This window comes from Streptomyces chumphonensis (genome assembly GCF_014779715.1).
Lineage (GTDB): Bacteria > Actinomycetota > Actinomycetes > Streptomycetales > Streptomycetaceae > Streptomyces > Streptomyces chumphonensis.
Map to the genome: position 1 here is coordinate 107,173 of NZ_JACXYU010000004.1, position 21,399 is coordinate 128,571.

The 21,399-nt window shown below is 72.8% G+C and carries 26 protein-coding genes; 13 read left to right on the plus strand and 13 right to left on the minus strand.

The genetic code is table 11. The features are described from left to right. Positions 1 to 19: 19 nt before the first annotated feature. The 8 genes from IF129_RS26925 to IF129_RS10415 all read right to left on the minus strand — a co-directional run bounded on the left by IF129_RS26925 (position 20) and on the right by IF129_RS10415 (position 5,946). Positions 20 to 2,818, minus strand: coding sequence for a DUF3987 domain-containing protein (locus IF129_RS26925; RefSeq protein ID WP_191209271.1), 2,799 nt, complete (start codon positions 2,816 to 2,818; stop codon positions 20 to 22). Between the two features lie 81 nt (positions 2,819 to 2,899). Next, entirely contained in the window at positions 2,900 to 3,235 is a 336-nt protein-coding gene (locus IF129_RS10385; protein ID WP_191209272.1) for a hypothetical protein, read from the minus strand. Further along, positions 3,232 to 3,549 (minus strand): hypothetical protein, encoded by a 318-nt coding sequence (locus IF129_RS10390; protein ID WP_224754732.1) that lies wholly within the window; start codon positions 3,547 to 3,549, stop codon positions 3,232 to 3,234. The genes IF129_RS10385 and IF129_RS10390 overlap by 4 nt, the downstream gene beginning before the upstream one ends. After that, the gene (locus IF129_RS10395) at positions 3,549 to 3,815 is read right to left on the minus strand and encodes a hypothetical protein (RefSeq protein WP_191209273.1); all 267 of its coding nucleotides are present in this window, start codon (positions 3,813 to 3,815) and stop codon (positions 3,549 to 3,551) included. The genes IF129_RS10390 and IF129_RS10395 overlap by 1 nt, the downstream gene beginning before the upstream one ends. After that, positions 3,812 to 4,534, minus strand: a complete 723-nt coding sequence (locus IF129_RS10400; protein WP_191209274.1) for a hypothetical protein — start codon at positions 4,532 to 4,534, stop codon at positions 3,812 to 3,814. The genes IF129_RS10395 and IF129_RS10400 overlap by 4 nt, the downstream gene beginning before the upstream one ends. Further along, positions 4,531 to 5,214, minus strand: coding sequence for a DUF6907 domain-containing protein (locus IF129_RS10405; RefSeq protein WP_191209275.1), 684 nt, complete (start codon positions 5,212 to 5,214; stop codon positions 4,531 to 4,533). The genes IF129_RS10400 and IF129_RS10405 overlap by 4 nt, the downstream gene beginning before the upstream one ends. Next, a complete protein-coding gene (locus IF129_RS10410) occupies positions 5,211 to 5,612 on the minus strand; it encodes a hypothetical protein (RefSeq protein WP_191209276.1) in 402 nt (133 codons plus the stop codon). Before IF129_RS10410 ends, IF129_RS10405 begins: the two co-directional genes overlap by 4 nt. Before the next feature lie 115 nt (positions 5,613 to 5,727). Further along, on the minus strand, positions 5,728 to 5,946 hold the full coding sequence (locus IF129_RS10415; protein ID WP_191209277.1) for a helix-turn-helix domain-containing protein: 219 nt from the start codon (positions 5,944 to 5,946) through the stop codon (positions 5,728 to 5,730). A gap of 169 nt (positions 5,947 to 6,115) precedes the next feature. Between IF129_RS10415 and IF129_RS10420 the strand changes: the two genes are divergently transcribed. The 5 genes from IF129_RS10420 (at position 6,116) to IF129_RS10440 (ending at position 11,105) form a co-directional block, all read left to right on the plus strand. Then, positions 6,116 to 6,865 (plus strand): helix-turn-helix domain-containing protein, encoded by a 750-nt coding sequence (locus tag IF129_RS10420; RefSeq protein WP_191209278.1) that lies wholly within the window; start codon positions 6,116 to 6,118, stop codon positions 6,863 to 6,865. A gap of 23 nt (positions 6,866 to 6,888) precedes the next feature. Beyond that, complete coding sequence (locus IF129_RS10425; protein WP_191209279.1) at positions 6,889 to 8,466, plus strand: site-specific integrase; 1,578 nt, start codon at positions 6,889 to 6,891, stop codon at positions 8,464 to 8,466. Between the two features lie 665 nt (positions 8,467 to 9,131). Further along, the gene (locus IF129_RS10430) at positions 9,132 to 9,965 is read left to right on the plus strand and encodes an alpha/beta fold hydrolase (RefSeq protein WP_191209280.1); all 834 of its coding nucleotides are present in this window, start codon (positions 9,132 to 9,134) and stop codon (positions 9,963 to 9,965) included. 67 nt (positions 9,966 to 10,032) lie between these two features. Beyond that, the gene (locus tag IF129_RS10435; protein WP_191209281.1) at positions 10,033 to 10,539 is read left to right on the plus strand and encodes a GNAT family N-acetyltransferase; all 507 of its coding nucleotides are present in this window, start codon (positions 10,033 to 10,035) and stop codon (positions 10,537 to 10,539) included. A gap of 101 nt (positions 10,540 to 10,640) precedes the next feature. Then, entirely contained in the window at positions 10,641 to 11,105 is a 465-nt protein-coding gene (locus IF129_RS10440) for an integral membrane plasmid transfer protein (RefSeq protein WP_191209282.1), read from the plus strand. An 11-nt stretch (positions 11,106 to 11,116) separates the two neighbouring features. Here IF129_RS10440 and IF129_RS10445 read toward each other — a convergent pair whose 3' ends face one another. Then, entirely contained in the window at positions 11,117 to 12,046 is a 930-nt protein-coding gene (locus tag IF129_RS10445; protein WP_191209283.1) for a M56 family metallopeptidase, read from the minus strand. A 4-nt stretch (positions 12,047 to 12,050) separates the two neighbouring features. Next, positions 12,051 to 12,440 (minus strand): BlaI/MecI/CopY family transcriptional regulator, encoded by a 390-nt coding sequence (locus tag IF129_RS10450; protein ID WP_191209284.1) that lies wholly within the window; start codon positions 12,438 to 12,440, stop codon positions 12,051 to 12,053. Positions 12,441 to 12,665: 225 nt separating this feature from the next. Between IF129_RS10450 and IF129_RS10455 the strand changes: the two genes are divergently transcribed. The 8 genes from IF129_RS10455 to cobM all read left to right on the plus strand — a co-directional run bounded on the left by IF129_RS10455 (position 12,666) and on the right by cobM (position 19,496). Further along, positions 12,666 to 14,000, plus strand: a complete 1,335-nt coding sequence (locus IF129_RS10455) for a hemolysin family protein (protein WP_191209285.1) — start codon at positions 12,666 to 12,668, stop codon at positions 13,998 to 14,000. Continuing rightward, a complete protein-coding gene (locus IF129_RS10460; protein ID WP_191209286.1) occupies positions 13,997 to 15,010 on the plus strand; it encodes a hemolysin family protein in 1,014 nt (337 codons plus the stop codon). The genes IF129_RS10455 and IF129_RS10460 overlap by 4 nt, the downstream gene beginning before the upstream one ends. 72 nt (positions 15,011 to 15,082) lie before the next feature. After that, positions 15,083 to 15,346, plus strand: coding sequence for a GlsB/YeaQ/YmgE family stress response membrane protein (locus IF129_RS10465; protein WP_191209287.1), 264 nt, complete (start codon positions 15,083 to 15,085; stop codon positions 15,344 to 15,346). Between the two features lie 124 nt (positions 15,347 to 15,470). Then, a complete protein-coding gene (locus IF129_RS10470) occupies positions 15,471 to 16,445 on the plus strand; it encodes a sporulation protein (RefSeq protein ID WP_191209288.1) in 975 nt (324 codons plus the stop codon). 77 nt (positions 16,446 to 16,522) lie between these two features. After that, positions 16,523 to 16,978, plus strand: coding sequence for a tellurite resistance TerB family protein (locus tag IF129_RS10475; protein ID WP_191209289.1), 456 nt, complete (start codon positions 16,523 to 16,525; stop codon positions 16,976 to 16,978). Between the two features lie 189 nt (positions 16,979 to 17,167). Further along, positions 17,168 to 17,374 (plus strand): VOC family protein, encoded by a 207-nt coding sequence (locus IF129_RS27075; protein WP_345602169.1) that lies wholly within the window; start codon positions 17,168 to 17,170, stop codon positions 17,372 to 17,374. 110 nt (positions 17,375 to 17,484) lie between these two features. Then, positions 17,485 to 18,750 carry a precorrin-6y C5,15-methyltransferase (decarboxylating) subunit CbiE gene (cbiE, locus tag IF129_RS10485; protein WP_318153652.1) on the plus strand — a complete coding sequence of 422 codons (1,266 nt, stop codon included), beginning with the start codon at positions 17,485 to 17,487 and terminating at the stop codon, positions 18,748 to 18,750. Further along, positions 18,747 to 19,496 (plus strand): precorrin-4 C(11)-methyltransferase, encoded by a 750-nt coding sequence (gene cobM, locus IF129_RS10490; RefSeq protein WP_191209291.1) that lies wholly within the window; start codon positions 18,747 to 18,749, stop codon positions 19,494 to 19,496. The genes cbiE and cobM overlap by 4 nt, the downstream gene beginning before the upstream one ends. 48 nt (positions 19,497 to 19,544) lie before the next feature. Here the strand turns inward: cobM and IF129_RS10495 are convergent, their stop codons facing one another. The 3 genes from IF129_RS10495 to IF129_RS10505 all read right to left on the minus strand — a co-directional run bounded on the left by IF129_RS10495 (position 19,545) and on the right by IF129_RS10505 (position 21,394). Beyond that, positions 19,545 to 19,796, minus strand: a complete 252-nt coding sequence (locus IF129_RS10495; RefSeq protein WP_191209292.1) for a type II toxin-antitoxin system RelE family toxin — start codon at positions 19,794 to 19,796, stop codon at positions 19,545 to 19,547. Further along, a complete protein-coding gene (locus IF129_RS10500) occupies positions 19,793 to 20,173 on the minus strand; it encodes a hypothetical protein (RefSeq protein WP_191209293.1) in 381 nt (126 codons plus the stop codon). The genes IF129_RS10495 and IF129_RS10500 overlap by 4 nt, the downstream gene beginning before the upstream one ends. A 108-nt stretch (positions 20,174 to 20,281) precedes the next feature. Beyond that, a complete protein-coding gene (locus IF129_RS10505; protein ID WP_191209294.1) occupies positions 20,282 to 21,394 on the minus strand; it encodes a cobalt-precorrin-5B (C(1))-methyltransferase in 1,113 nt (370 codons plus the stop codon). Positions 21,395 to 21,399 lie beyond the last annotated feature (5 nt).

Genomic DNA, 21,399 nt, shown 5'->3' on the forward strand with positions numbered 1-21,399 from the left:
TCTGTCTGCGGGGATCGGGCTACGCGGCTGAGGGGACGGCCTGCGGTGGGGAGTAGACCCAGGGGTGGATGAGGTAGCGCGGCAGGGGGTTCTGCCCGCGCTTGCCGGGCTCTCGCTCGGGGAGGGGCTGGCGGGCTACCCATCCGTATTCGTCGAGCAGGTCGAGGGCCTCCTGCACGTCCTCCGCCGACCCGGCGCTCCGGCCGAGGCCGCGCTGAGCGTCCCGGCGGGTGAAGGCGGTCAGCGGCTTCTCGGCCAGGGAGCGAAGCCACGAGATGATGTCGCGGGCCCGGTCCAGGGCGGTGTCCTCTTCCTTGCGGTCCATCACCTCGTAGATGCGGGAGGCGTGGGCGATGAGGTACCTGGCGATGCGGACCGCGCGGCCGACGTGCTCGGCGCTGACGTGCTGCGCGCCGGGGTTGTCGTAGAGGGCGAGCACGGAGGCGATCCGCGCGCACGTGCCGTGGAGCTTGCCGGCCCACTCGCCGATGACCCGTAGGTCGCCGGTCTTCTCCTGGAGGCGGGGCTCGATGGTCGCCCGGAAGGCGATCAGGGTGTCGGCAGCGTCGTCGGTGAAGGTGATCACCTGCTCGGTGCTGTCCCACACGCGTTCGACCAGCTCGTGGATGCGGCTGGAGTAGCCCGTGGCGGTGCTGGGCGGGATAGGCGCGGGGCGCATGGCTCGCTCGCCGACCCGCGACATGGGGTAGGCGTAGATGAACCGGCCGAGGAGTCCCTTGCCGCGGAGCTTGTTGTGCTTGCGGGCCAGGCCGTCCAGGACGCTGGGCTGGACGAGCAGGGACAGCGAGACATGCGCGGAGTCCATGGTGATGGTCTCGCGGCTGATGCGGTCGACGGGTTCGGCGTCGCCGGAGTAGGCGTTGAGGAAGAAGTTGATGTTCGGCTGGCCCTGGCTGTAGACGCCGGTCATCATCTCGAAGGTGCCGCCCTCGGCGGAGGCGACGGCGATGCGGCCGCCCTGTTCGGCTGCCCTCTTCTGGGCCACCTCGGGGGTGAGGTCGCCGAACAGGATGCGCGGCAGGGAGGGGATCTCCCCGATCTCGGCGAGCATCTCCCGCGCGGCTTGCGCGTCGGCCTTGCCCTCGTCGCGTTCGTCAGCCTTCCGTGCCGAGGTGGCCTGCTTCTCGGCGGCGGCCATGCGCCCCTCGGCGATCCGCCGTTCCTGCTGCTTCTCCTCGATCACCGGCGCGGCGGCGGTGCGCAGCTCCTTCTCGGCTTCCTTGATGGGAGCCGAGAGCAGGCGCAGCAGCGGCGACTTCAGCTCGCTGGAGTTGGCGATGCCCGCGACCCACAGGGAGGTGGTCTCGTGCCAGGCCGGGGTGACCTGGACCCGGCGGCGGCCGCCGATGGCTGAGGCGATGATGCCCAGCACGGTGATGCCCGGGAGGTCCTCGGGGACCTGGAACGTCTCCGCTGCGGCTGAGACGAGCGGTGCGAGGTTCGGGCCGAGCGCCTCGGTCGGGAAGGAGGGCAGCGGCGGGGAGTCGATCGGCAGCGGCTCTTCCCAGCCGGACTCGTACATGGGATCTGCGTCGACAGAATTGACGGAATGGACCTCAGGGGGTGTTCCGTCAATTCTGTCGACGGGTTCCGGGGTCGGGCGTTCTGTCGTGCAGCGCTGCTTGACGGCGGCGAGCACCTGGGCGGGCAGGTAGCGGGCGCCCGTCGACGAGGGTGCGCCCGTGGCGGCGCGCATGACGTCGCGGGCGGCGGCGGACACGTCGCCGCCGTAGTGGAGCTCGGCGAAGACGCGCCCCATCGTCAGCTTCCGTCCGCTCGGCTGCCGCCCGGTGGGGAGGCCCGCCGCGTCGGAGAAGTTGACCATGACGGGCGGGTTGTACGAGCACAGCGCCGAGTAGTCGGACTCGGACGCCCCGGCCGCGCCGGCGGGGCGCTTCCACTCCTCGCGCCCGTCGCGGTGGTTGCGCACGAACGACCAGCCGACGGGGGCGAGGATGTCGTGCCAGGAGGCGGTCTCCTCGATGACGTCGAAGGGGCCGGGCCCGGTGGCGCGCTGCTGCGGGAAGGCACGCTGCGGACCGGGCCGCGGCGGCGCGGGGGCGGGCTGCAGCTGCTGCTTGGCGACGGTGATGGAGCGGGCTGCGGCGACCTGCAGCTCGTCGAGGCTGTACAGGGCACCGGACGCTTCTCCGATGGTGGCCAGCTTCTCCTGGTCGGCCTTGCGGTTCACGGTGCCGGGGATGCGGAGGATGCGGGCCAGGTCGGAGACGCCGGTGTCGTGCGACCAGCCGTTGCGGTGGGCGGCGGCGGCGAGGATGGTCTGCCAGTCCTCGGACAGCTGCTTGACCCGGTCGCGGTCGTCGCCGATGAGGTGGGGCTCGTCGAGCCACCACCAGGCGTAGGCGCCGTACCCGGACCAGATGAGTCCGGTGGGGTCGGGCAGGCCGGACTCGGAGACGACGCGCAGCACAGCCTGCTCGTCAGGCGGCAGGGGCAGGGCGCCAGGGGCGGGCTTGTGGCCGACGGTGCCGAAGTCCAGGTCGGACCACAGCCCGCGCAGACCGTAGGCGAGTTCCTCGCCGCCACGGCCCTGGGTGGGCTGCTCGCGGAGGGTGGTGACCTGGGCGTAGATGCCCTTGGGCTTCTTCTTGTCGAGGCGGGCAACGTGGTCGACGGCGGCGGCGATGCCCGCCTCGTCGGTGGTGAAGCGGCTCCCTTTCCAGCCGTCTGCGGGGGAGCAGATGCTGAGGTAGCCGGGGATGCCGCCGTACAGGGCGTCGAGCCACGACCTGACGGTGTCGAGGTCGGCGGCCAGCGGCTCAGGGGTGTGGGTCACGAACAGCTCATTCCTGACGGTGCTGAAGTTCTGGTCCCGGTGCGGGGAGGGCGCCCGGGGGCGCCCTCCCCTTGGCTGGCGTCAGCCGGTCATGCGGGGCCAGGCGCCGTGGAGCTGCCGGAACTCGCGCGCGTGCTGGTCGATCTCACCGGCGACGTGCCGGGCCATGCGGTTGCTGGCCGGGGCGCGGACGGCGATGGAGCGGGCCGAGAAGTAGCAGGCGGACGCGATGAGCCGGCCGAGCCCGAGGGGCGGGTACTGGTCGCCGAGGAACACCTCGACGTCGGCGCCGTCGGGGATGGCTCGCCGGGTCTGCTCGCGGAGCTTGTGCGTCATGTCCTCGGTGGGGCCGCGCAGGTCGATCTCGATGACGAGGTGCACCTGCGGGTGGGGGAAGGTCGGGTCGGGTGTCGTCATGGCCGTCCTCCCGTGGCACGGACGAGGGTGGTGATGATGTCGTCGCGGTGCCGGTCGCACGCCGGGTAGTCGTAGCGGCGGTGCGGGCCGGAGTGGACGGCGACGACGGACATGGCGGTCTCGGGGCAGCCCGCGCAGCGGTACCCGGGCCGGTTGTGCGGCGAGTCCTCAGAGTCGTCGCAGTCACACCACGAACAGCGGGTGTTGTCGGGGGCGGCGACCACGGCGACGGGCAGCAGCTTCGGGTCGCGGGCGGCGTCGCGCACCGCCGCGAGGGTCTGGTCGGACCAGAACGTCTCCTGCGGGGTCGGCATCAGATCGGCCCTCCGTCCTGCTGTTCAGGGGTTCGGTTTTGCGCCACCTGAACGCACCAGGTGCAGGGGGTGCGGAGCACGCCCGAGACCCAGCCGACGGATCGGCGAACGCCGTGCTCGGACTCGACGCGGTCGAGGATCTGCCGCAGGGACAGGCACTCGGTGTGCCGCAGGTAGTGGACGCGGCTGAAGAGGCGAGCCCGGATCTGGGGGCTGTTCTGGGCGGGGTAGGACTTGCCGTCCAGCCCGAGGACGCGCGGCGTCACAGCTGTCCCTCCTCGGGGTCGAGGGCGGGGCCGCGGCGGGCGCGGCGCAGGGCCTCTTCCGCGGACAGGTCGGAGCGGAACAGGTCGTCGTGGGCGTTGCCGATCACCTGCCCCTCCGAGTTGTAGGCGGCCACGCCGCGCAGCTCCTCGCCGTAGACCTTGCGCATGGTGTGCGCCCAGTGGGGCATGGTGTTGTTCGCGAACTCGTGGCCCCAGGGGCTGCACAGCAGCAGGGCGGGCAGCCGGTCGCGGGAGACGAGCCAGTCCCCGGCGGTGCTCCACCGCTTCCCGAGCCCGTCGGGCTTGGCCTCGGGGTTCGCGATGCTCATCCACACGCCGAGGTCGACGACGCCGCGCATGTACTCGTAGCCCAGGCGCCCGTCGCCGCGTGCCTCGTCGGCGTGGCGCTGGTCGCGGAGGGCGTACTCGTACTCGTTGTCGGCCCAGGCGTGGGCCGTGTGGAGGGCCCAGCCGAGGGCGTCGGCGACGTCGGACAGCAGCACGTAGCCGCCGTCGTCGGCCGTGACGAACCGCATCGGCGCGGTGCCGAACCCGGCGAGGTCGATGACGGTGTCGCCGGCCGGGGCGAGCGGGGTGGTGGCGTGGAAGGCGGCGAGCCGCTGGGCGATGCGGGCGGCCTGCTCGTCGGGGCCTTCGTCGAGGAGGTGCGGGTCGTGCCGGTGGGCGACCATGGCGGCGAACTCGTGGAAGGTGCTCACGCCGGCGCCTCCCCGTCGAGGGTGTCGGCCAGGGCCTCGACCTTGACGAGCCAGGCCCGCATGTCGGCCACGGCCGCGCGGGTCTGGGCGGGCGTCAGGTCGGCGTCGCAGAACGCCACCACCGGGCCGGTCCCGCCGTCCTCCGCGAACAGGTAGGCGTCGACGACGACGCCGCTCGAACCGTCCGGGTGGGGGAACTTCACCATGGGGCTGGTGTGCTCCTGGTGATCCCCGGTCGCCGTGCACCAGCGGTGCGCGTGGCACGAGCCGGTGCCGGTCAGGGCGGGACGGGTGCCCCGCAGGACGGCGGCTTGCGATCGCAGCCACGCGGCGTGCGCCTCCAGGTCGGCGGCGAGCTGGTCCGTGGCGTCCGCGTCGAGCTCGTGGCAGTCGTCGTCCTGGTCGGTGGAGACGGTCAACTTCGGGGCGGTGTCGCGGGCGAACGGGGCCTGCCACAGCTCCGCGAGCAGCGAGCCACGCTGCTCGCCGCCGTGCCCGGTGAACAGCACCGAGCGGCACTCACCGGTGTGGAACACGTCCTCGATGGCGGCGACGCCCTTGGCGGTGTGGTCAACGGTGCACCAGCTGGGGCAGGCGATCTCGGTGGCCTTGCCGCGGACGGAGACGAGCGCGGTCCGCTCGCCCTGGCTGGTCTGCTGCTCGGTGTGGGTGATGCTCACGGCCGGGCCTCCTGCTGCACGCGGGCTTCGGACTGGACGAGACGGATGACGTGCATGGCGTCGTCGACCGACAGACGGTCCTCGTCGAGGACGATGCAGAGGAGTCCGCCGGGGAGGAGGGTGGCGTGGAGCGGGGGCTGGCCGGCGGGGATCGGGGCCTTGATGAAGAACCCGCCGCTGGAGATGGTGCCGCTGCGTGCGTTCCACGTGCGGATGAAGACCTGTGCGTAGCCCAGGGCGGTGTCGCTGCTGGTGACGCGGGGGTCGTGAGCGATGTGCAGCCCGGCGGGGCCGTGGTCGAAGCTGCTGAACACCTTCGGCTCGAAGCTGATGGCGGTGAAGGTGACCGGCTCGGCCGTGTGGGGGGTGCGCTGTACGGGTCGGGTCGACGGCGTCATTGCCGTCCTGGCAGAATCGGGCATGAGGATCCTTTCGACGGCGGTGCAATGGGGTGGCCTGGCAGCAGCCCCGCATCGCCGTTTTTGCTGGTTGAAGCTGGTATCGAGAGGTGACTCAGGCGGCGGCGTCGGGAGCGGCCTGGCAGCTCTCCCCGGCGTCGCCGTCGCTCTCCTCGGTGATGCCGAGGAAGTGCAAGAGGTCGCTGCGTCGGGCGCGGAGCTGTCGGCCGACCCGGACGGTCGGTATGGGCAACGCGTTGTCCCTGGCGAGGGCGTAGGTGGAAGTGCGGCCGATTCCGAGGGCTTCCCCCACCGTCGGCCAGACGTCGAACATGACCGGCAGTTCGAGTGCCTGAGAGACAGCAAGTCCCCCTCGTCGAACAGTCGAGCTTTGAGCCATTTTGGCGCAACTCCTTGCTGTTTTGAGCCGAGAAGGCTCGGCGTGGCTCGGACTGTACGGTACGAGTCGACACGGTGCAACCGGTGCCCTAGGTTGGGTCACCATGAAGCAACAGGACTGGGCGACACGAGTTGGCAGGAGCATCGCGGGCGAGGTCCGCCGGCACCGCGCTGCGAAGGGTTGGAGCGCGCAGAGGCTCTCCGATCGATGCGCGGAACTGGGGATGCCTATTCCTCGAACAGTGCTCTCCAACATCGAGAACGGACGCCGCACAAATGTATCCGTGGCTGAAGTGTTGATGCTGGCTCACGCTCTAGAGGTGGCGCCAGGTGCACTGATTTACCCGGCTGGATACGTTGAGGAGGTCGAGGTGGTCCCCGGCGTCCACGCGCATCCGGTCCATGGGATTCAATGGATTAGCGGCGAAATCCCGTTGCCGTCAATTAGAATGAGTACAGTCGCGGCGATCATGAAGACGGCATTGTTTTACATGCGTCAACTTTTGCAGGCCAAGGATCGCATGAAGAGGACTGAGGTGGAGGGCTATGAACTCCAGAGGAGGGCCGTAGAGGCAGATGACCCGGCGATTTCCGCCTCTTTTCGAAGTGCGGCTGAACAGCATTTTCAGTCCCGCAGGGAGGGGGAGGAGCACACTAAGGGTTGGGTGGAGACCCTTCGAGCGGGATTTCCTGGCCTGCTTCCGCAGCCGATCCCATTCCCGGACGTTCATCCTTACCCAGAAAACGTCACCATTGAGATGATGTCGGACCCCTATAGAACCCTGGTAGGTCTAGAGCAGTGGGGAGAAATACTGGCCAAGCGCGACGATAAACATTCTCAGACTGATGGCTGATTGTGGCGAAACGGAGCCTCATCGTGTCTACAACTCGCCGCGGGGGCGGCGTCCGCAGGCGCTGTGAGTGTCGTGGCGCGGACGGCAAGCGCAGGGGCGCGGCGTGCCCGAAGCTCAGCAGCCGGTCGCACGGAAGCCACGAGATCCACCAAGAGCTTCCACCCGACGCCAACGGGAAGCGGCGACGCTTCCGTCGGACCGGCTACCCCACCGTCAAGGAAGCCCAGGCCGACCTGGACCGAATCCGCTCCATCATCGACCTCGCCGGGGACGACGAGGACGATCAGCGGCGTGTCGGTGACTACCTCGCGGCCATCGCCGCCGACCGCACGCCCCTGCCCACGGTCGGAGAGGTGGAACGCAAGCTCGGAGTCGGTGTAGTCCTCGACGGCCGCATGACCGTCGGACAGTGGCTCGACACGTGGCTGGCGAGGAAGAAGACACGGAAGACCACCACGAACGGCTACGCGTCACACATTCGCGTGCACCTCAAGCCGCGCATCGGGCACCTGAGACTCGACAGGCTGAACGCCGAGCACCTCGCCGACATGTTCGACGCCATCCTCGACGACGCGCAGACCGTAGCCGCAGAGAACCAGGCCAGGCGAGAGCAGGCCGCCCGCTCGAAGTGGACCAAGCCCGGTCGCCCGCCAGCCCACGAACGGGCCCGGCTGGAGCTGGAGCGCGCGAAACTGGCCGCGATGCCGCCGTACCGGAAGGTCACGGGCCCCGCCTCCCTGCACGCCATCCGCCGCACCCTCAACGCCGCTCTGCGGCGAGCGGTCAAGCAGCAGCTCATCACCTACAACGCGGCGGAAAGCGTGGAGCTGGCCGCCCGGCGCCGGTCGAAGGGAATGCTGTGGACCGAGGAGCGCATAGCCAGGTGGAGGGAGACGGGGGAGAAGCCCGGCTTGGTGATGGTGTGGACCCCGGAACAGCTCGGGGCGTTCCTCGACCACGCGGAGGGGCACCGGCTGTACGCGGCGTACCACCTGACCGCTCTGCACGGACTGCGCCGGGCAGAGTGCTGCGGCCAGGAGTGGGAGCACTTCAGCCCGCAGCGGCGCCGTATCCGCGTCGTGCGGGAGATCGTCGTCGACGGGTACACGATGCTCCAGACCGACCCGAAGACCGAGGGCAGCGCGGCGGAGATCCAGCTCGACACCGGGACGGTCGACGTGCTCCAGGCGCACCGCGCCCGCCAGCTCGCCGAGCGGGACGCCTGGAACGCGCGGGCGGCCGAGCAGCGGGCCGCGGGCGAGGACGTCGCGGACTGGGTCGACACGGGGAACATGTTCACGGCCGAGGATGGCCGGTGGCTGCACCCGGATGTGCTGAGCCGGGAGTTCGACAGGCTGGTGGCCGAGGCCGGGCTGCCGCCCATCAACCTGCGCGACCTGCGGCACGTGGCGGCGGCCTTGGTGAAGGCCGGCGGTGGGGACATCCACGACGCGAAGGTGAAGCTGCGGCACGACACGATCGCGTTGACGTCGGACACGTACATGGAGCTGTTCCAGGAGTACGAGGAGGACCTCGCCGAGCGGTCGGCGGCGGCTGTGCCGCGTGCCCGGAAGGCGAGTGGCCAGGGCGCGGAGGTGTGACGTGGCCCAGGGGGGCCCACACTGCGGGTGCCCTTGCTGGGAGGCCGTCCCCGTGTCACTTCCCCGTCTGGTGAAGTGATGCCGCAGCCCTGCTGTCCCGGCGTGGTGCGCGGTACTCTGGAGGCTGATGTGAGCCCCTCGTTTCCGCAGGTGACGGGGGGCTTTCTGCTCGGCCATTGCTCGGCCGAATGCGTTGGTACGGGGTGGGACTGGATGGTACGAGTTGGTATTCGCGTCCAGTGCCAATGCCCTGTGATCAGGGCTTATGTGGGACCCGTTGGTACTGGATGGGATGGGACGGTACTGGTTGGTATCGGACATCGAGCCCGTCTTGGGGACTTTTAATCCATTGGTTGTGGGTTCGAGTCCCACACGGCCTACCGACAAGCCCCAGCTCAGCACCGCCTGAGGTGGGGCTCCTTGCGTTCCTGGGCCGCTGGAGGGGTGTCTGCCGGCCTGGTGTGCCGCCGTTGACCGGCCACGTGCGTCGAGACCGCTGTCGGGAGAGGGCACGCGGTGGCGGGCCCACCGGTCAGGGTGAGCCGTCCTGCCCGGTGCCGGGCTCGAAGGCCGTCGTGGGTCGGGGCTGTGGGCTCCGATGAGTTCTCGCCGTTCGGGGAGTCCACCTCATCGACAGAGACATCACCGCCTCATCCGGAGACCGCATGACGACTCACCCGACCGACACCGCTTCCGCCGGTTCCCTCACGGTGCCCGGTGCACGCCTGCACTACGAGGTGCGCGGCGAGGGTCCTCTCATCGTGTTGGCCGGTGCCCCGATGGACGCGGCAGCCTTCGCCCCGCTGGCCGAACTGCTCGCCACCGACCACACCGTGCTCACCACCGACCCACGCGGCATCAACCGCAGCAGCCTCGACGACCCCGAGCAGGAGTCGACACCCCCACTGCGCGCCGACGACCTGGCTCGGCTGATCGCCCACGTCGGCTCGGGACCGGCCGTGGCGGTGGGCTCCAGCGGCGGCGCGGTCAGCGTGCTGGCCCTCGTCCAGACCCGTCCCGACCTGGTGCACACCGTCGTCGCCCACGAGCCGCCGCTGATCGAGCTGCTGGAGGACCGGGAGCGGCTGCGCGCCGGCACCGAGGATCTCATCGCCACCTACCTCGCCGGGGATGTGACGCGGGCGTGGAAGAAGTTCTTCGCCCAGGCCGACATCGCGATGCCCGAGCCCCTGATCGAGCAGATGTTCGGTGGGGAGCGCGATCCGCGGCAGGTGGCGGACGAGCGGCGCTGGTTCGCGCACGAGATGCGTGCCTCCACCTACTGGCGGCCTGACCCGGCGGCCCTGCGCACGGCCGCCACCCGGGTCCTGGTGGGTGTCGGCGACGACTCGGCCGGGCAGCTGTGCGACCGGACCTCCCGCGCGCTCGCGCGGTCGCTGGGCACCGAGGCGACGACGTTCCCCGGCGGCCACACCGGGTTCGTCGAGAACCCCGACGTCTTCGCCGCCCGCCTGCGCGCGGTCGTACGCGGGGACTGAACGGCGAGAGCAGGTGTCCGGGCCGGGGCCTTCGCGTGTCGCGCCCCGCGTCCGGCATCATCGACGCATGCGGGTACGGGTGGTGCGGCGGGGAGAGCTGGGGCTGCTGCGGGACATCGAGAGGGCCGCCGGGCGGTGCTTCCGGGACGTCGGTATGGCCGAGATCGCCGAGGACGAGCCGCTGTCCGTGGCGGAGTTGGACCGCTACCGCCGGGCCGGGGGGGCCTGGGTCGCGGTCGACGGAGCGGATCGGCCGGTCGCGTACGCGCTCGCGGACCGGGTCGACGGGAACGTCCACGTCGAGCAGGTGTCGGTCCATCCGTCCTGGGCGCGGCGGGGCGTCGGGCGGGGTCTGCTGGAGCATCTGGCCGGTGAGGCCCGGGCCGTCGGGGCGCCCGCGTTGACGCTGACGACGTTCGCGGAGGTGCCGTGGAACGCGCCCTACTACGAGCGGTGCGGGTTCGTGCGCCTGGCCGACGGGGAGCTCACGCCGGGGCTGCGGGAGATCCGTGCGCGCGAGGCGGCGCACGGGCTGGACCGGTGGCCCCGCGTCTGCATGCGCCGGACGCCGTGACCCCGGCGGGGGCGGGGCGTCGGCGGCCGGCGGGCGAACCGGCGCTGCCGGCGGTCGCGTCGGTGGTGCCGGACGCGGAACGTCCCGAAGGAGGTTGACCGGTGGCCACGGAGCCCACGCCCACGCCCGCCTCGACGCCGTCGACGCCCGCCCCGGACGCCGCCGCGCACCTCCGGGCGCTGGACGACGTGCAGCAGCTCTTCGCCCGGGCCGACACCAAGGCGAGCCTGCTGCTGGCCCTGGACGGCGCGTTGCTCGCGGTCGTCGCCGGTGCCGCGCAGGAGGTGCCGGGGGATGTCGCGGTCCGGGTGGCGGGCGGGTGTGCGGTGGCGGTGCTGGCCGTCGCCGCCGTCCTGCTGCTGCGGGCCGTCCGCCCGCGCAACACGGCGCAGCTCACCACGGAGCACCTCCTCGCCACGGCGCACGACCCGGTGCGGCAGCTCGCCCGGCTGGACCGGCTGACCCGGACGGCGCGGCGCAAGTACGCGCTCATCGGGCGGGCCGTGGACTGCATCCTCGTCGGCGGTGCGCTGCTGGCGCTGGCCGCCGTGCTCGCCGTCCTGTAGGAGGCCGCCCCCTACAGCGGGGTGGCGGCGTGCAGGAGCGTGATCAGGGCGAACGCGGAGTTGGCGGAGGCCAGGGCGGAGACGGTGGTGCCCGCCGCGGCCGTCCAGGCGGCCAGTCCCGTGGCGGTCCACAGCGCGGGCCAGGCGGCCGGTGCGGGGGGTGGTTCGAGCAGGGCGGCGATGCGGCGGGGCACCGGGCCGGGGGCGGCGAGAGCGGCGATCGTGGGGCCGGGGCTGCGGGGGCCGGCCAGGGCGGCCTTGCCGACGGCGCGGGCCATGAGACGGCGGTCGCCGAGGAGCCGGGCCGCCTCCTCGTCGGCCCAGCGCTCGGCTCCGAAGGCGACGGCGTGGTGCAGGGGACGCAGGAAGGGGTTGGTCCGGGCGGCGAGCCGGGTGGTGAGGAGGTAGCGGTGGTGGCGTGCGGTGAGGTGGACGCGTTCGTGTGCGAACAGCGCGCGCCGCTCGGCGGAGTCGAGGCGGGCGAGCATCCCGGTGGAGGCGACGACGCGGTCCGGTCTGCCGGGGAGCGCGTAGGCGTAGGGCCGCACGTCCCGGACGACGGCGACGGGGCGCCGGGGCAGGTGGTCCAGGGCCCGGGCGGCGCGGCGCCGGACCCGGTGGTGACGCCACAGGGTCGCCGTGCCGAGCACGGTGACGGTCGTGAGGGCCGGGATGGCCGCCGCCCCGGCCACCTCGTCGTAGGGGACGGCTTCGCGCACCTCCGGGTCGGACCAGCCGTCGGGCAGCGGGTTGTGCGGCAGTTGCGCCGTGCCGACGACCATGATGAGGGCGAGGGAGAGCGTGCTGCAGACCGCCATGACGGCGCTGAGCCAGGCGAGCAGCCGGGTGGCGCGCCGGGGGTGCAGGTGCTGTTCGGCGAGGCGTGCGATCGGCCACGCGGTCAGCGGCAGTACGAGGGGGAGGAAGACGAAGAGGCCCATCTGGTCAGCCCTCCGGGCCCTCGTCCGTCTCGTTCAGCAGTTCGCGGACGAGGCGTTCGTCCTCGGCCGTCAGGGAGGTCACGAAGCGGGCCAGGACGGCTTCCCGGTCGGCCTCGCCGTCGAGGAGGTGGCGCATGCGCCGGGCCGCGAGCCCGGCTTCGTCAGCGGTGCACCTCCACAGGAACGCTCTGCTCACACGTTCGCGGCTGACGGCGTTCTTGGCCAGCAGCCGGGTGAGGATGGTGAGGACGGTGGTGTGGGCGAGGTCGCCGCCGAGGCGTTCGCGCACCCAGGCCGCGCTCACGGGGCCGGGGGCCTGCCGCAGCGCGAGGAGGACCTGCGCCTCCAGTTCGCCCTGGCCGCGACGCCGGGCGGGTCGTCGGTGGTCGGTCACCTGGCACCCCTTTCGCACGGGGCCCGTGCCTACCGTCGGTGCGGCGTAGTCGGACGCGCGGCGGCCCTCCCCGTCAACTTCTACAGTGCTGTAGATTCCCACGGGGGGTGCGGCTGCCGCACCAGCGACCACCGAGCGACCGTAGGAGCCCTTCTTGTCTCCCCGACCTCGGCGGCGGCCCGTCCCGGCCTGCCGCCGCCCACCGACGCGTGGGGGCGGTGAGCCGTGAGCGCGTGGCTCGGCCTCCTCGCCGTCGTCGTCCTGACGTTCGGCACCGGCTACTTCGTGGCCCAGGAGTTCGCCTACGTCGCCGCCGACCGGCTGGCCCTGGAACGCGAGGCCGCGGCCGGCGACAAGCGCGCCGCCCGCGCCGTGCGGGTGCTGAGCCGGCTGTCTTTCATGCTCTCGGGGGCCCAACTCGGCATCACCGTCACGGGCCTGGTCGTCGGCTTCCTCGCCGAACCGGCCATGGCCGAGCTGCTGCGCCCCGTGCTCACCGGCATCGGCGTGCCGGACGCGGCGGTGGGAGGCATCGCGCTGGTGACGGCGTTCGTGCTGGCCACGGCGCTGCAGATGGTCGTCGGTGAACTCGCCCCCAAGAACCTGGCGCTGGCGATCCCGGACCGGCTCGCCAAGTCCCTCGCCGTCTCCACGCTCGCGTACCTGAAGGTGGCCGGGCCGGCCATCCGCGTCTTCGACAGCGCCGCCAACCGGCTGCTGCGCCGGATCGGTATCGAGCCCGTGGAGGAACTGCACCACGGGGCCACGCTGGAGGAGCTGGGCCACCTCATCGAGGCCGCGCACGAGCAGGGCCACCTGCCGCACCACACCGCCCTCCTGATCGACCACGCGCTGGAGTTCGGCGACCGCAACACCGGAGCCGTCATGGTGCCCCGCGTCAACACCGCGTTCATCGCGGCCGGGGCCCCGGCGACGGAGGTGGTCGAGCTGATCGCCCGCCACGGGCACAGCAACTACCCGGTGCTCGGGGACCGTCCGGACGACGTGGTCGGCGTGGTGGGCGTGCGGGAACTGATGCGCCACGACGCCGACGCGCTCGCCGGGACGACGGCCGGCGCCCTCGCCCGCCCGGCCCTGCTGCTGCCCGACACCCAGCCGCTGCCGGACGCCGTGTCGCAGATGCGCGACCGCGGCGAGGAGTTCGCCGTCGTGCTCGACGAACACGGAGGGCTGGCCGGGATCGTCACCTACGAGGACATCGCCGAGGAGCTCGTCGGGGAGATCGCCGACGAGTCCGACCGGCCGGAGTTCACCGCCTTCGCGGAGGGGGACGGCTGGATCGTCGACGCGGGCCGCCGACCGGACGAGGTGGCCGAGGCCACCGGCGTCCACCTCCCCGAGGCCGAGGACTACGAGACGGTGGGCGGCCTGGTCATCGACCGGCTCGGCCGGTTCCCGACGATCGGCGACCGCGTGACGGTGGAGCTGTCCACCGGCGGTGCGGCCGTCGTCGACGTGCTGTCCCTGGACCGGCACGTGCCCGAGCGTCTCCGGCTGACCCGGGCGGACGCCACGCCGGACGAGGGGGAGCGCGCATGAGTCCGCTGACCGCTGTCTTCGTGACCGTCCTGCTGCTCCTCGCCAGCGGCTTCTTCGTGGCGGCGGAGTTCGCGCTCGTCGCCGCGAAGCACCACCGCATGGAGCACTACGCCGACCAGGGCCGCCGGGGGGCGAAGGCGGCTCTGGCGGGCATGCGGGAGCTGTCGCTGATGCTCGCGGGCGCCCAGCTCGGCATCACCGTCTGCACCCTGGGTCTCGGCAGCATCTCCAAGCCGGCGATCTCCCACCGCGTCGAGCCGCTGCTGGAGTCGTGGGGCCTGCCCGGCGGGTTGTCGTACGGCATCGCCTTCGTGCTCGCGATGGCCGTCGTCGTCTTCCTCCACATGGTGATCGGCGAGATGGCGCCCAAGTCCTGGGCCATCGCGCACCCGGAGAGTTCCGCGATGCTGCTGGCCCCCGCCTTCCGCGGGATCACGCTGGTCGTCCGGCCGCTCATCTCGGTACTGAACAGGATCAGCAACGGCCTGGTGCGGCTGTGCCGGGTGACGCCGCGCGAGGAGCTGGCGTCCGTCCACAACCGGGAGCAACTGACGCACCTGATCACCGAGTCCCAGCGCCTCGGCCTCATCAGCCAAGACGACTCCGGCCTGCTCAAGCGGAGCCTGACCGCCCCGCAGGAGCGCGTCGGGACGCTGATGGTGCCGGCCGACCGGATCGACGCCGTCCCGGCCGACGCCGACGCCGACGCGGTCCTCGCCACCGCGTCCGCGCACGACCGCACGCGCCTCCTGGTCCGCGACGGCGACCGGGTGCTCGGCTCGGTCCACGCCCGCGACGCGATCGTGGCCCGCGCCGGGGCGCACGGCCGCACGGCCCGCGGACTCGCCCGCCCGGTGCCCGAGGTCGGCCCGCAGGACACGGTCGCCCGGGCCATCGAGGTGCTGCGCCAGCGCCGCGCCACGCTGGCCGTCATCCGCGACGAACAGGGGCGGCTGCTGGGCCTGGTGAGTCTGGACGACCTGATCGCCCGGCTGACCCACGCGCAATGAGATGAACGGCGGCCGGGACAAACGCCGCCGACGGGGTAGGCGGACCGGGGAACGCGTACAGGAAGGACGGTCATGGAGATCTCGGGAATCATCACCGCGCTCATCGTCGGCGTCGTCATCGGCGTGCTCGGACGCCTGGTCCTGCCCGGCCGCCAGCGCATCGGCGTGCTGCTGACGATCGCGGTCGGCGTCCTGGCGGCGCTCGTCGGTACGGCCGTCGCGGCCGCCGTGGGCGTGGCCGACACCGACGGCATCGACTGGATCGAACTGGCCATCCAGGTCGGTCTCGCCGCCGCGGGCGTCGCCGCCGTGGAACGCCTCAAGGGCCGCCGTTGAGCACCGGGAAGGCGCTGCCGCGCGTGGGCGGCGTCGCACCCGGGAACATGTACTTAACGTCATCGCTACGATGCACACCGTGTGCGTCGTGAGGTAGTGAGAGAAGAAGGAGCGGACTGTTCCCATGGTTTTCAAGCGGCTACTCGGGTCGCTCGGCGTGGGTGCGCCCACGGTCGACACGGTGCTCGAGCCGGAGGCGGCCCTGCCCGGCGGAACCCTGCGCGGTGAGGTGCGCCTCAAGGGCGGCAACGCGGACTACGACGTCGAGCAGATCACCCTCGAACTCGTCGCCCGCGTCGAGGCGGAGCACGAGGACGGCGAGGCCGAGGGCACGGTCGCGTTCGACCGGGTCTCGGTCGGGGGCGGGTTCCGGCTCGCCGAGGGCGCCGAGCAGTCCGTCCCCTTCGCGATCACGCTGCCGTGGGAGACGCCGATGACGGAGCTCCACGGCCAGTCGCTCGGCGTCGTCCTCGGCGTGCGGACGGAGCTGGAGGTGTCCGGCGCCAAGGACAAGGGCGACCTGGACGCGCTGGCCGTCGCGCCCCTGCCCGCGCAGGAGGCGGTCCTGGAGGCGCTCGGGCAGCTCGGCTTCGGCTTCTCCTCGGCCGACCTGGAGCTGGGCCACATCCACGGCACCGGACAGCGGTTGCCGTTCTACCAGGAGATCGAGCTCAGCCCGGCGCCCCAGTACGCCGGTGCGCTGAACGAGCTGGAGGTGACGTTCCTGGCCTCGCCCGCCGGCCTGGAGGTGATCCTGGAGGCCGACAAGCGCGGCTCCGGCCTGTTCGGGCAGTCCGGCGGCGGCGACGCGCTGAACCGGCACATCGTGCCGCACGAGGGCGTCGAGCAGCGGGACTGGACGGCCGAGGTCGACGCCTGGGTGCGCGCCCTCGTGGACACCCGCGCGTCCTACGCGGCCCACGGCGGCGGGCACCACGGTGGGCACCACGGCGGGCACGGGCGTTCCGGGCCCGGCATGGGAGCGGCCGTCGCGGCGGGAGCGGCCGGGCTCGCGGTCGGTGTCGTCGGCGGCATGGTCGCCGCCGAGGTCGTCGACGAGATCGGCGACGCCTTCGAGGGCGAGGAGGACGAGGGCTGAAACCGCCCGCCCGGCACCGGGTGCGACCCCGCCGGGCACCACCGCGCATCCGTAGACGAAAGGGAAACCGAACCACCATGGCACTGTGGGACCGCCTCAAGGAATCCGCCCAGCAGATGCAGGGTCAGCTGGAGACGAAGAAGAACGAGCTGAAGAGCGGGGGCTTCCGGGACGCGAGCATGGCGATGTGCGCCCTCGTCGCGGCGGCCGACGGCTCCGTCGACCCGGCGGAGCGGCAGCGCGTCGCGTCGCTCATCACGAGCAACGACACGCTGCGGAACTTCCCCGCCGACGAACTGCGCCGTCGGTTCGACGCGTACGTCGACAAGCTCACCGCCGACTTCGAGTTCGGCAGGATCGCCGTGCTCCAGGACATCGGCAAGGTGAAGAAGAAGCCGGTGGAGGCCCGCGCCGTCATCCAGATCGGCATCGTCATCGGCGGGGCCGACGGCAACTTCGACAAGGACGAGCAGGCCGTCGTCCGCGAGGCGTGCCACACGCTGGAACTGCCGCCGGCCGAGTTCGACCTCTGATCCGCCGCGCGACGTCCGCCGCCGGTGCGCCTTGACGGCGCCCGGCGGCGGACTCCTTCAGAGGGCCGGTGTGACGACGACCGTCACGTAGACGCCGATGAGCAGGACCACCCGGACCTGGCGGGGCTCGAGACCGAGGCCCGCGCATCTCCGTGGACAGGACGTCGCGGCGACGGTGAGAGTGGCCGCATGACCTCTCGCGTGCACTCCGTCACCGTCGGCTCCCGCGACCCCTACCGGCTGGCCGCCTTCTGGGCCGAGGTCCTCGGCGCCACCCTCGCCGACGACCGCCGCCGCCCCGACGGCTCCGGCTGGGCCGTCCTCCACGACCCGGAGGGCAACGAGTTCCGCGTCGTCCGCAACGCCTCGGAACGCGCCCTCGCCCACCCGGCCTGACGCCCGGCCGGTCGGCGGCTCGGGGGGTGGTGAACGACCTGGTCGTCGGGGTGCGGGTGGGGGGTCAGTAGAGTGCGGGGGTCCCCGATCCGAGACCGAAGGCAACGGCTGTGAGCAGCGCACTCCCCGCACGTCCGGCACCGTCCGGGGTGACGGTCGTGGGGATCGGGGCCGACGGGTGGGACGGACTGACCGGGGCGGCGCGGGCCGCGTTGCGTGAGGCCGAGGTCGTCGTCGGGGGCGCGCGGCAGCTCGGGCTGCTGCCGGCGGAGTGCGGGGCGCAGCGGGTCGTGTGGCCCTCGCCGCTGCGACCCGCCGTGCCGGGGGTGCTCGCCGCGCACGCGGACCGCCGCGTCGCCGTGCTGGCCAGCGGGGATCCCCTGTTCTACGGCATCGGGCGGGCGCTGACGGAGGAGCTGGGCGCTGAGCGGCTGCGCGTCCTGCCGCACCCCTCGTCCGTCGCGTACGCGTGTGCCCGGCTGGGGTGGCCGGTGGAGGACACGGAGGTCGTCACCGCGGTGGGACGGCCGGTGGCCCGGCTGGCGGCCGCGCTGCACGACGGCCGCCGGGTGCTCGTGCTCAGCGCCGGCGCGGGGACCCCCGCCGAGGTGGCGGAGCTGCTGCGGGACCGGGGCTTCGGACCCAGCCGGATGTCCGTCCTGGAGCGGCTGGGCGGCGCGGAGGAACGCCGCGTCGAGGGGACGGCACAGACGTGGCCGCACCCGGCCGGCGACGCGCTGAACGTCGTGGGTGTGGAGTGCCGGTGGGACGGCGTGACCCCCCGGCTGGGAGCCGTCCCCGGGCTGCCGGACGGGGCGTACGAGAGCGACGGCCAGCTCACCAAGCGGCACGTGCGGGCCGCCACGCTGGGCGCGCTCGCCCCGGCGCCGGGGGAGCTGCTGTGGGACGTGGGCGGCGGGTCCGGCTCGGTCGGCGTCGAGTGGATGCGGACCCACCCGTCGTGCCGCGCGGTGGCGGTGGAACGGGACGCGGAGCGGGCCGGCCGCATCGCCCGGAACGCGGAACGGCTCGGCGTGCCCGGGCTGCGCGTCGTCCGGGGGACGGCGCCGGAGGCGCTGGCCGGACTGCCGGTCCCGGACGCCGTCTTCGTCGGCGGCGGGCTCACGACGCCGGGGCTGCTCGACGCCTGCTGGGACGCCCTCCCGGCGGGCGGCCGACTCGTCGCCAACACCGTGACGCTGGAGTCCGAGGCGCTGCTCGCCGAGCGGTACCGGCGGCACGGCGGCGACCTCGTCCGGCTGGCCGTCGCCCACGCCGTGCCCGTCGGCGGCTTCACCGGGTGGCGGCAGGCCATGCCCGTCACCCAGTGGGCCGTCGTCAAGTCCCCCCGCCCGTCAGGAGAACTGCCCGCATGACCGTGTACTTCATCGGCGCCGGGCCCGGCGCCGCCGACCTCATCACCCTGCGCGGCGCCCGCACGCTCGCCGCGTGCCGGGTCTGCCTGTACGCGGGCAGCCTGGTGCCGCCGGAGCTGCTGACCGAGTGCCCGCCGGGGGCCCGTCTGGTGGACACCGCGCGGCTGAACCTGGACGAGATCACCGCCGAGCTGGTCCGGGCCCACGCGGAGGGGGCGGACGTCGCGCGGCTGCACTCGGGCGACCCGTCGGTGTTCAGCGCGGTCGCCGAGCAGATGCGGCGGCTGGACGCGGCCGGGGTGCCGTACGAGGTGGTGCCGGGCGTCCCGGCGTTCGCGGCGGCGGCCGCCGCCCTGAAGCGGGAGCTGACCGTGCCGACGGTCGGCCAGACGGTGATCCTCACCCGCGTCGCCCAGCAGGCCACGGCCATGCCGGAGGGCGAGGACCTGGCGACGCTGGGCCGCAGCGGCGCCCTGCTGGTGCTGCACCTGGCCGCGCGGTACGCGGACCGGGTCGTCGCGGAGCTGACGCCGCACTACGGCGCCGACTGCCCGGCGGCCGTCGTCGCGATGGCCAGCCGGCCCGACGAGCTCGTCCTGCGCGGCACGCTCGCCGACATCGCGGAGCAGGTGCGGAACGCGGGGGTCGTGCGGACGGCCGTGATCATCGTCGGCCGGACGCTCGCGGCCACCCAGTTCCGCGACAGCCACCTCTACTCCGCCGACCGCGACCGCTGCGGCGACTGACCGCCGCCGGGCAGGCCGCTCTCACGCCGTCTCCGCGCCGCGTGGCGGTCAGCGCACGCGGCCGACCACGTCGACGGCGATGACGACGGGCTTCTGCTGCTTGATCGTGTACCAGACGCGGTAACGGCCGACGTGTATGCGGTACTTGCCGCCTCCGCAGTCCAGAGCGCCGGAGGGCTGGGGGTCCCGGGCCAGGAGGTCGACGCTGTCGAGGACCTGGTCCACGCCGGCCTGATCGTCTTTCGCGTACCGGTTGAGGGCGTTCCTCGCGGCGCGCTCCCACTCCACCCGGGTGCTCACGAGGACATCCGTCCGTCGAGCTGGTCGCGCAGCTCGTCGGTGGTCAGGGGGGCCGCTGTGCCCTGCTGCTCGTCCAGCCGCCCTTGGAGCAGGCCGAGGGCGTCCTCCAGCACGGCGAGCACGGCGGGGGAGACCACGACGGCGACGGTGTCGCCGTGGGCGTCCGTCAGCGAGATCGCTCCGGCCGTCTGGGCGAAGGCGAGGGCCCGCTCGGGGTCGAGGGCGGGGGAGTCGCCGTCCTTCTCCCGCTCGGTCAGGTCCTCCTGGGCCTGGGCGACGTAGCGGGCGACGGCTTCGAGCTGCCGCGCCGCGTCCGGGATCGGAAGGGTGTCCACCGGTCCCTTCCGGACTAATCCGTCGAACTGTGAGGAATCCATGGGCGACACCGTGGCAGTGCGGATCGCGTCCGGCAAGAGGACTCGGCGGAGGCACGGGCGCACGGGCGGGGCGCGGGGGAGCGCGGAGGGCCCGGTGCGGCGCGGGGGTCAGTCGGGGGTGCGGCCGACGATGGTGCCGGCGCGGTCGATGCACAGGACGTCGACGGTGACCGGGGCGCCGCGCAGGACGGCGAGGGCCTGGTCGCGGGCCTCGGCGGCGACGAGGTCGCCGAGGGGGACGCCGGCGGCGGTGCAGAGCTGGAGGGCGGCGAGGCCGGTGTTGGCGGTGGCGACGGCCTCGGCCAGCTCCGGGGACGCGCCGCCCCGGCGGGCCAGGTCGGCGAGGAGGCCCTTGTCGACCTGTGAGCGGCCGGAGTGGAGGTCGAGGTGGCCCGCGGCGAGCTTGGAGAGTTTGGCGAAGCCGCCGCAGAGGGTGAGCCGGGGGACGGGGTGGCGGCGGACGTACTTGAGGACGGCGCCCGCGAAGTCGCCCATGTCCAGCAGGGCGTCGCCGGGCAGGCCGTACTCGGCGACGACGGTCTTCTCCGACGTCGAGCCGGTGCAGCCCGCGACGTGGGTGCGGCCCGCCGCGCGGGCGACGTCGACGCCGCGCCGGATGGAGTCGATCCAGGCGGAGCAGGAGTAGGGGACGACGATCCCGGTGGTGCCGAGGATCGACAGGCCGCCGAGGATGCCGAGGCGGCCGTTCCAGGTGGAGCGGGCGAGCTCCTCGCCGTGGTCGACGGAGAGGGTGATCTCCACGTCGCCCGTCCCGCCGTGGCGCTCGGCGACGAGCGCGATGTGCTCGCGCATCATGCGGCGCGGTACGGGGTTGACGGCCGGTTCGCCGACGTCCAGGGGCAGCCCCGGCAGGGTGACGGTGCCGACGCCGGGACCGGCGCGGAAGACGACGCCCGCACCGGCGGGCAGGGCGCGCACCGTGGCGCGGACGAGGGCGCCGTGGGTGACGTCGGGGTCGTCGCCCGCGTCCTTGACGACGCCGACGGTGGCGCTGCCGTCCCCGAGGGCCTCCAGCGCGAGCGCGAAGGCGGGCGTCTGGCCCCTGGGGAGGGTGATGGTCACCGGGTCGGGGAAGTCGCCGGTGAGGAGGGCGGTGTAGGCGGCGGTGGTGGCGGCCGTGGCGCAGGCGCCGGTCGTCCATCCGGACCGCAGCCCGGTGTGCTTGAGTTGGGCCTCGCGCCCCCCGCTCGCCTCACTCATGGACG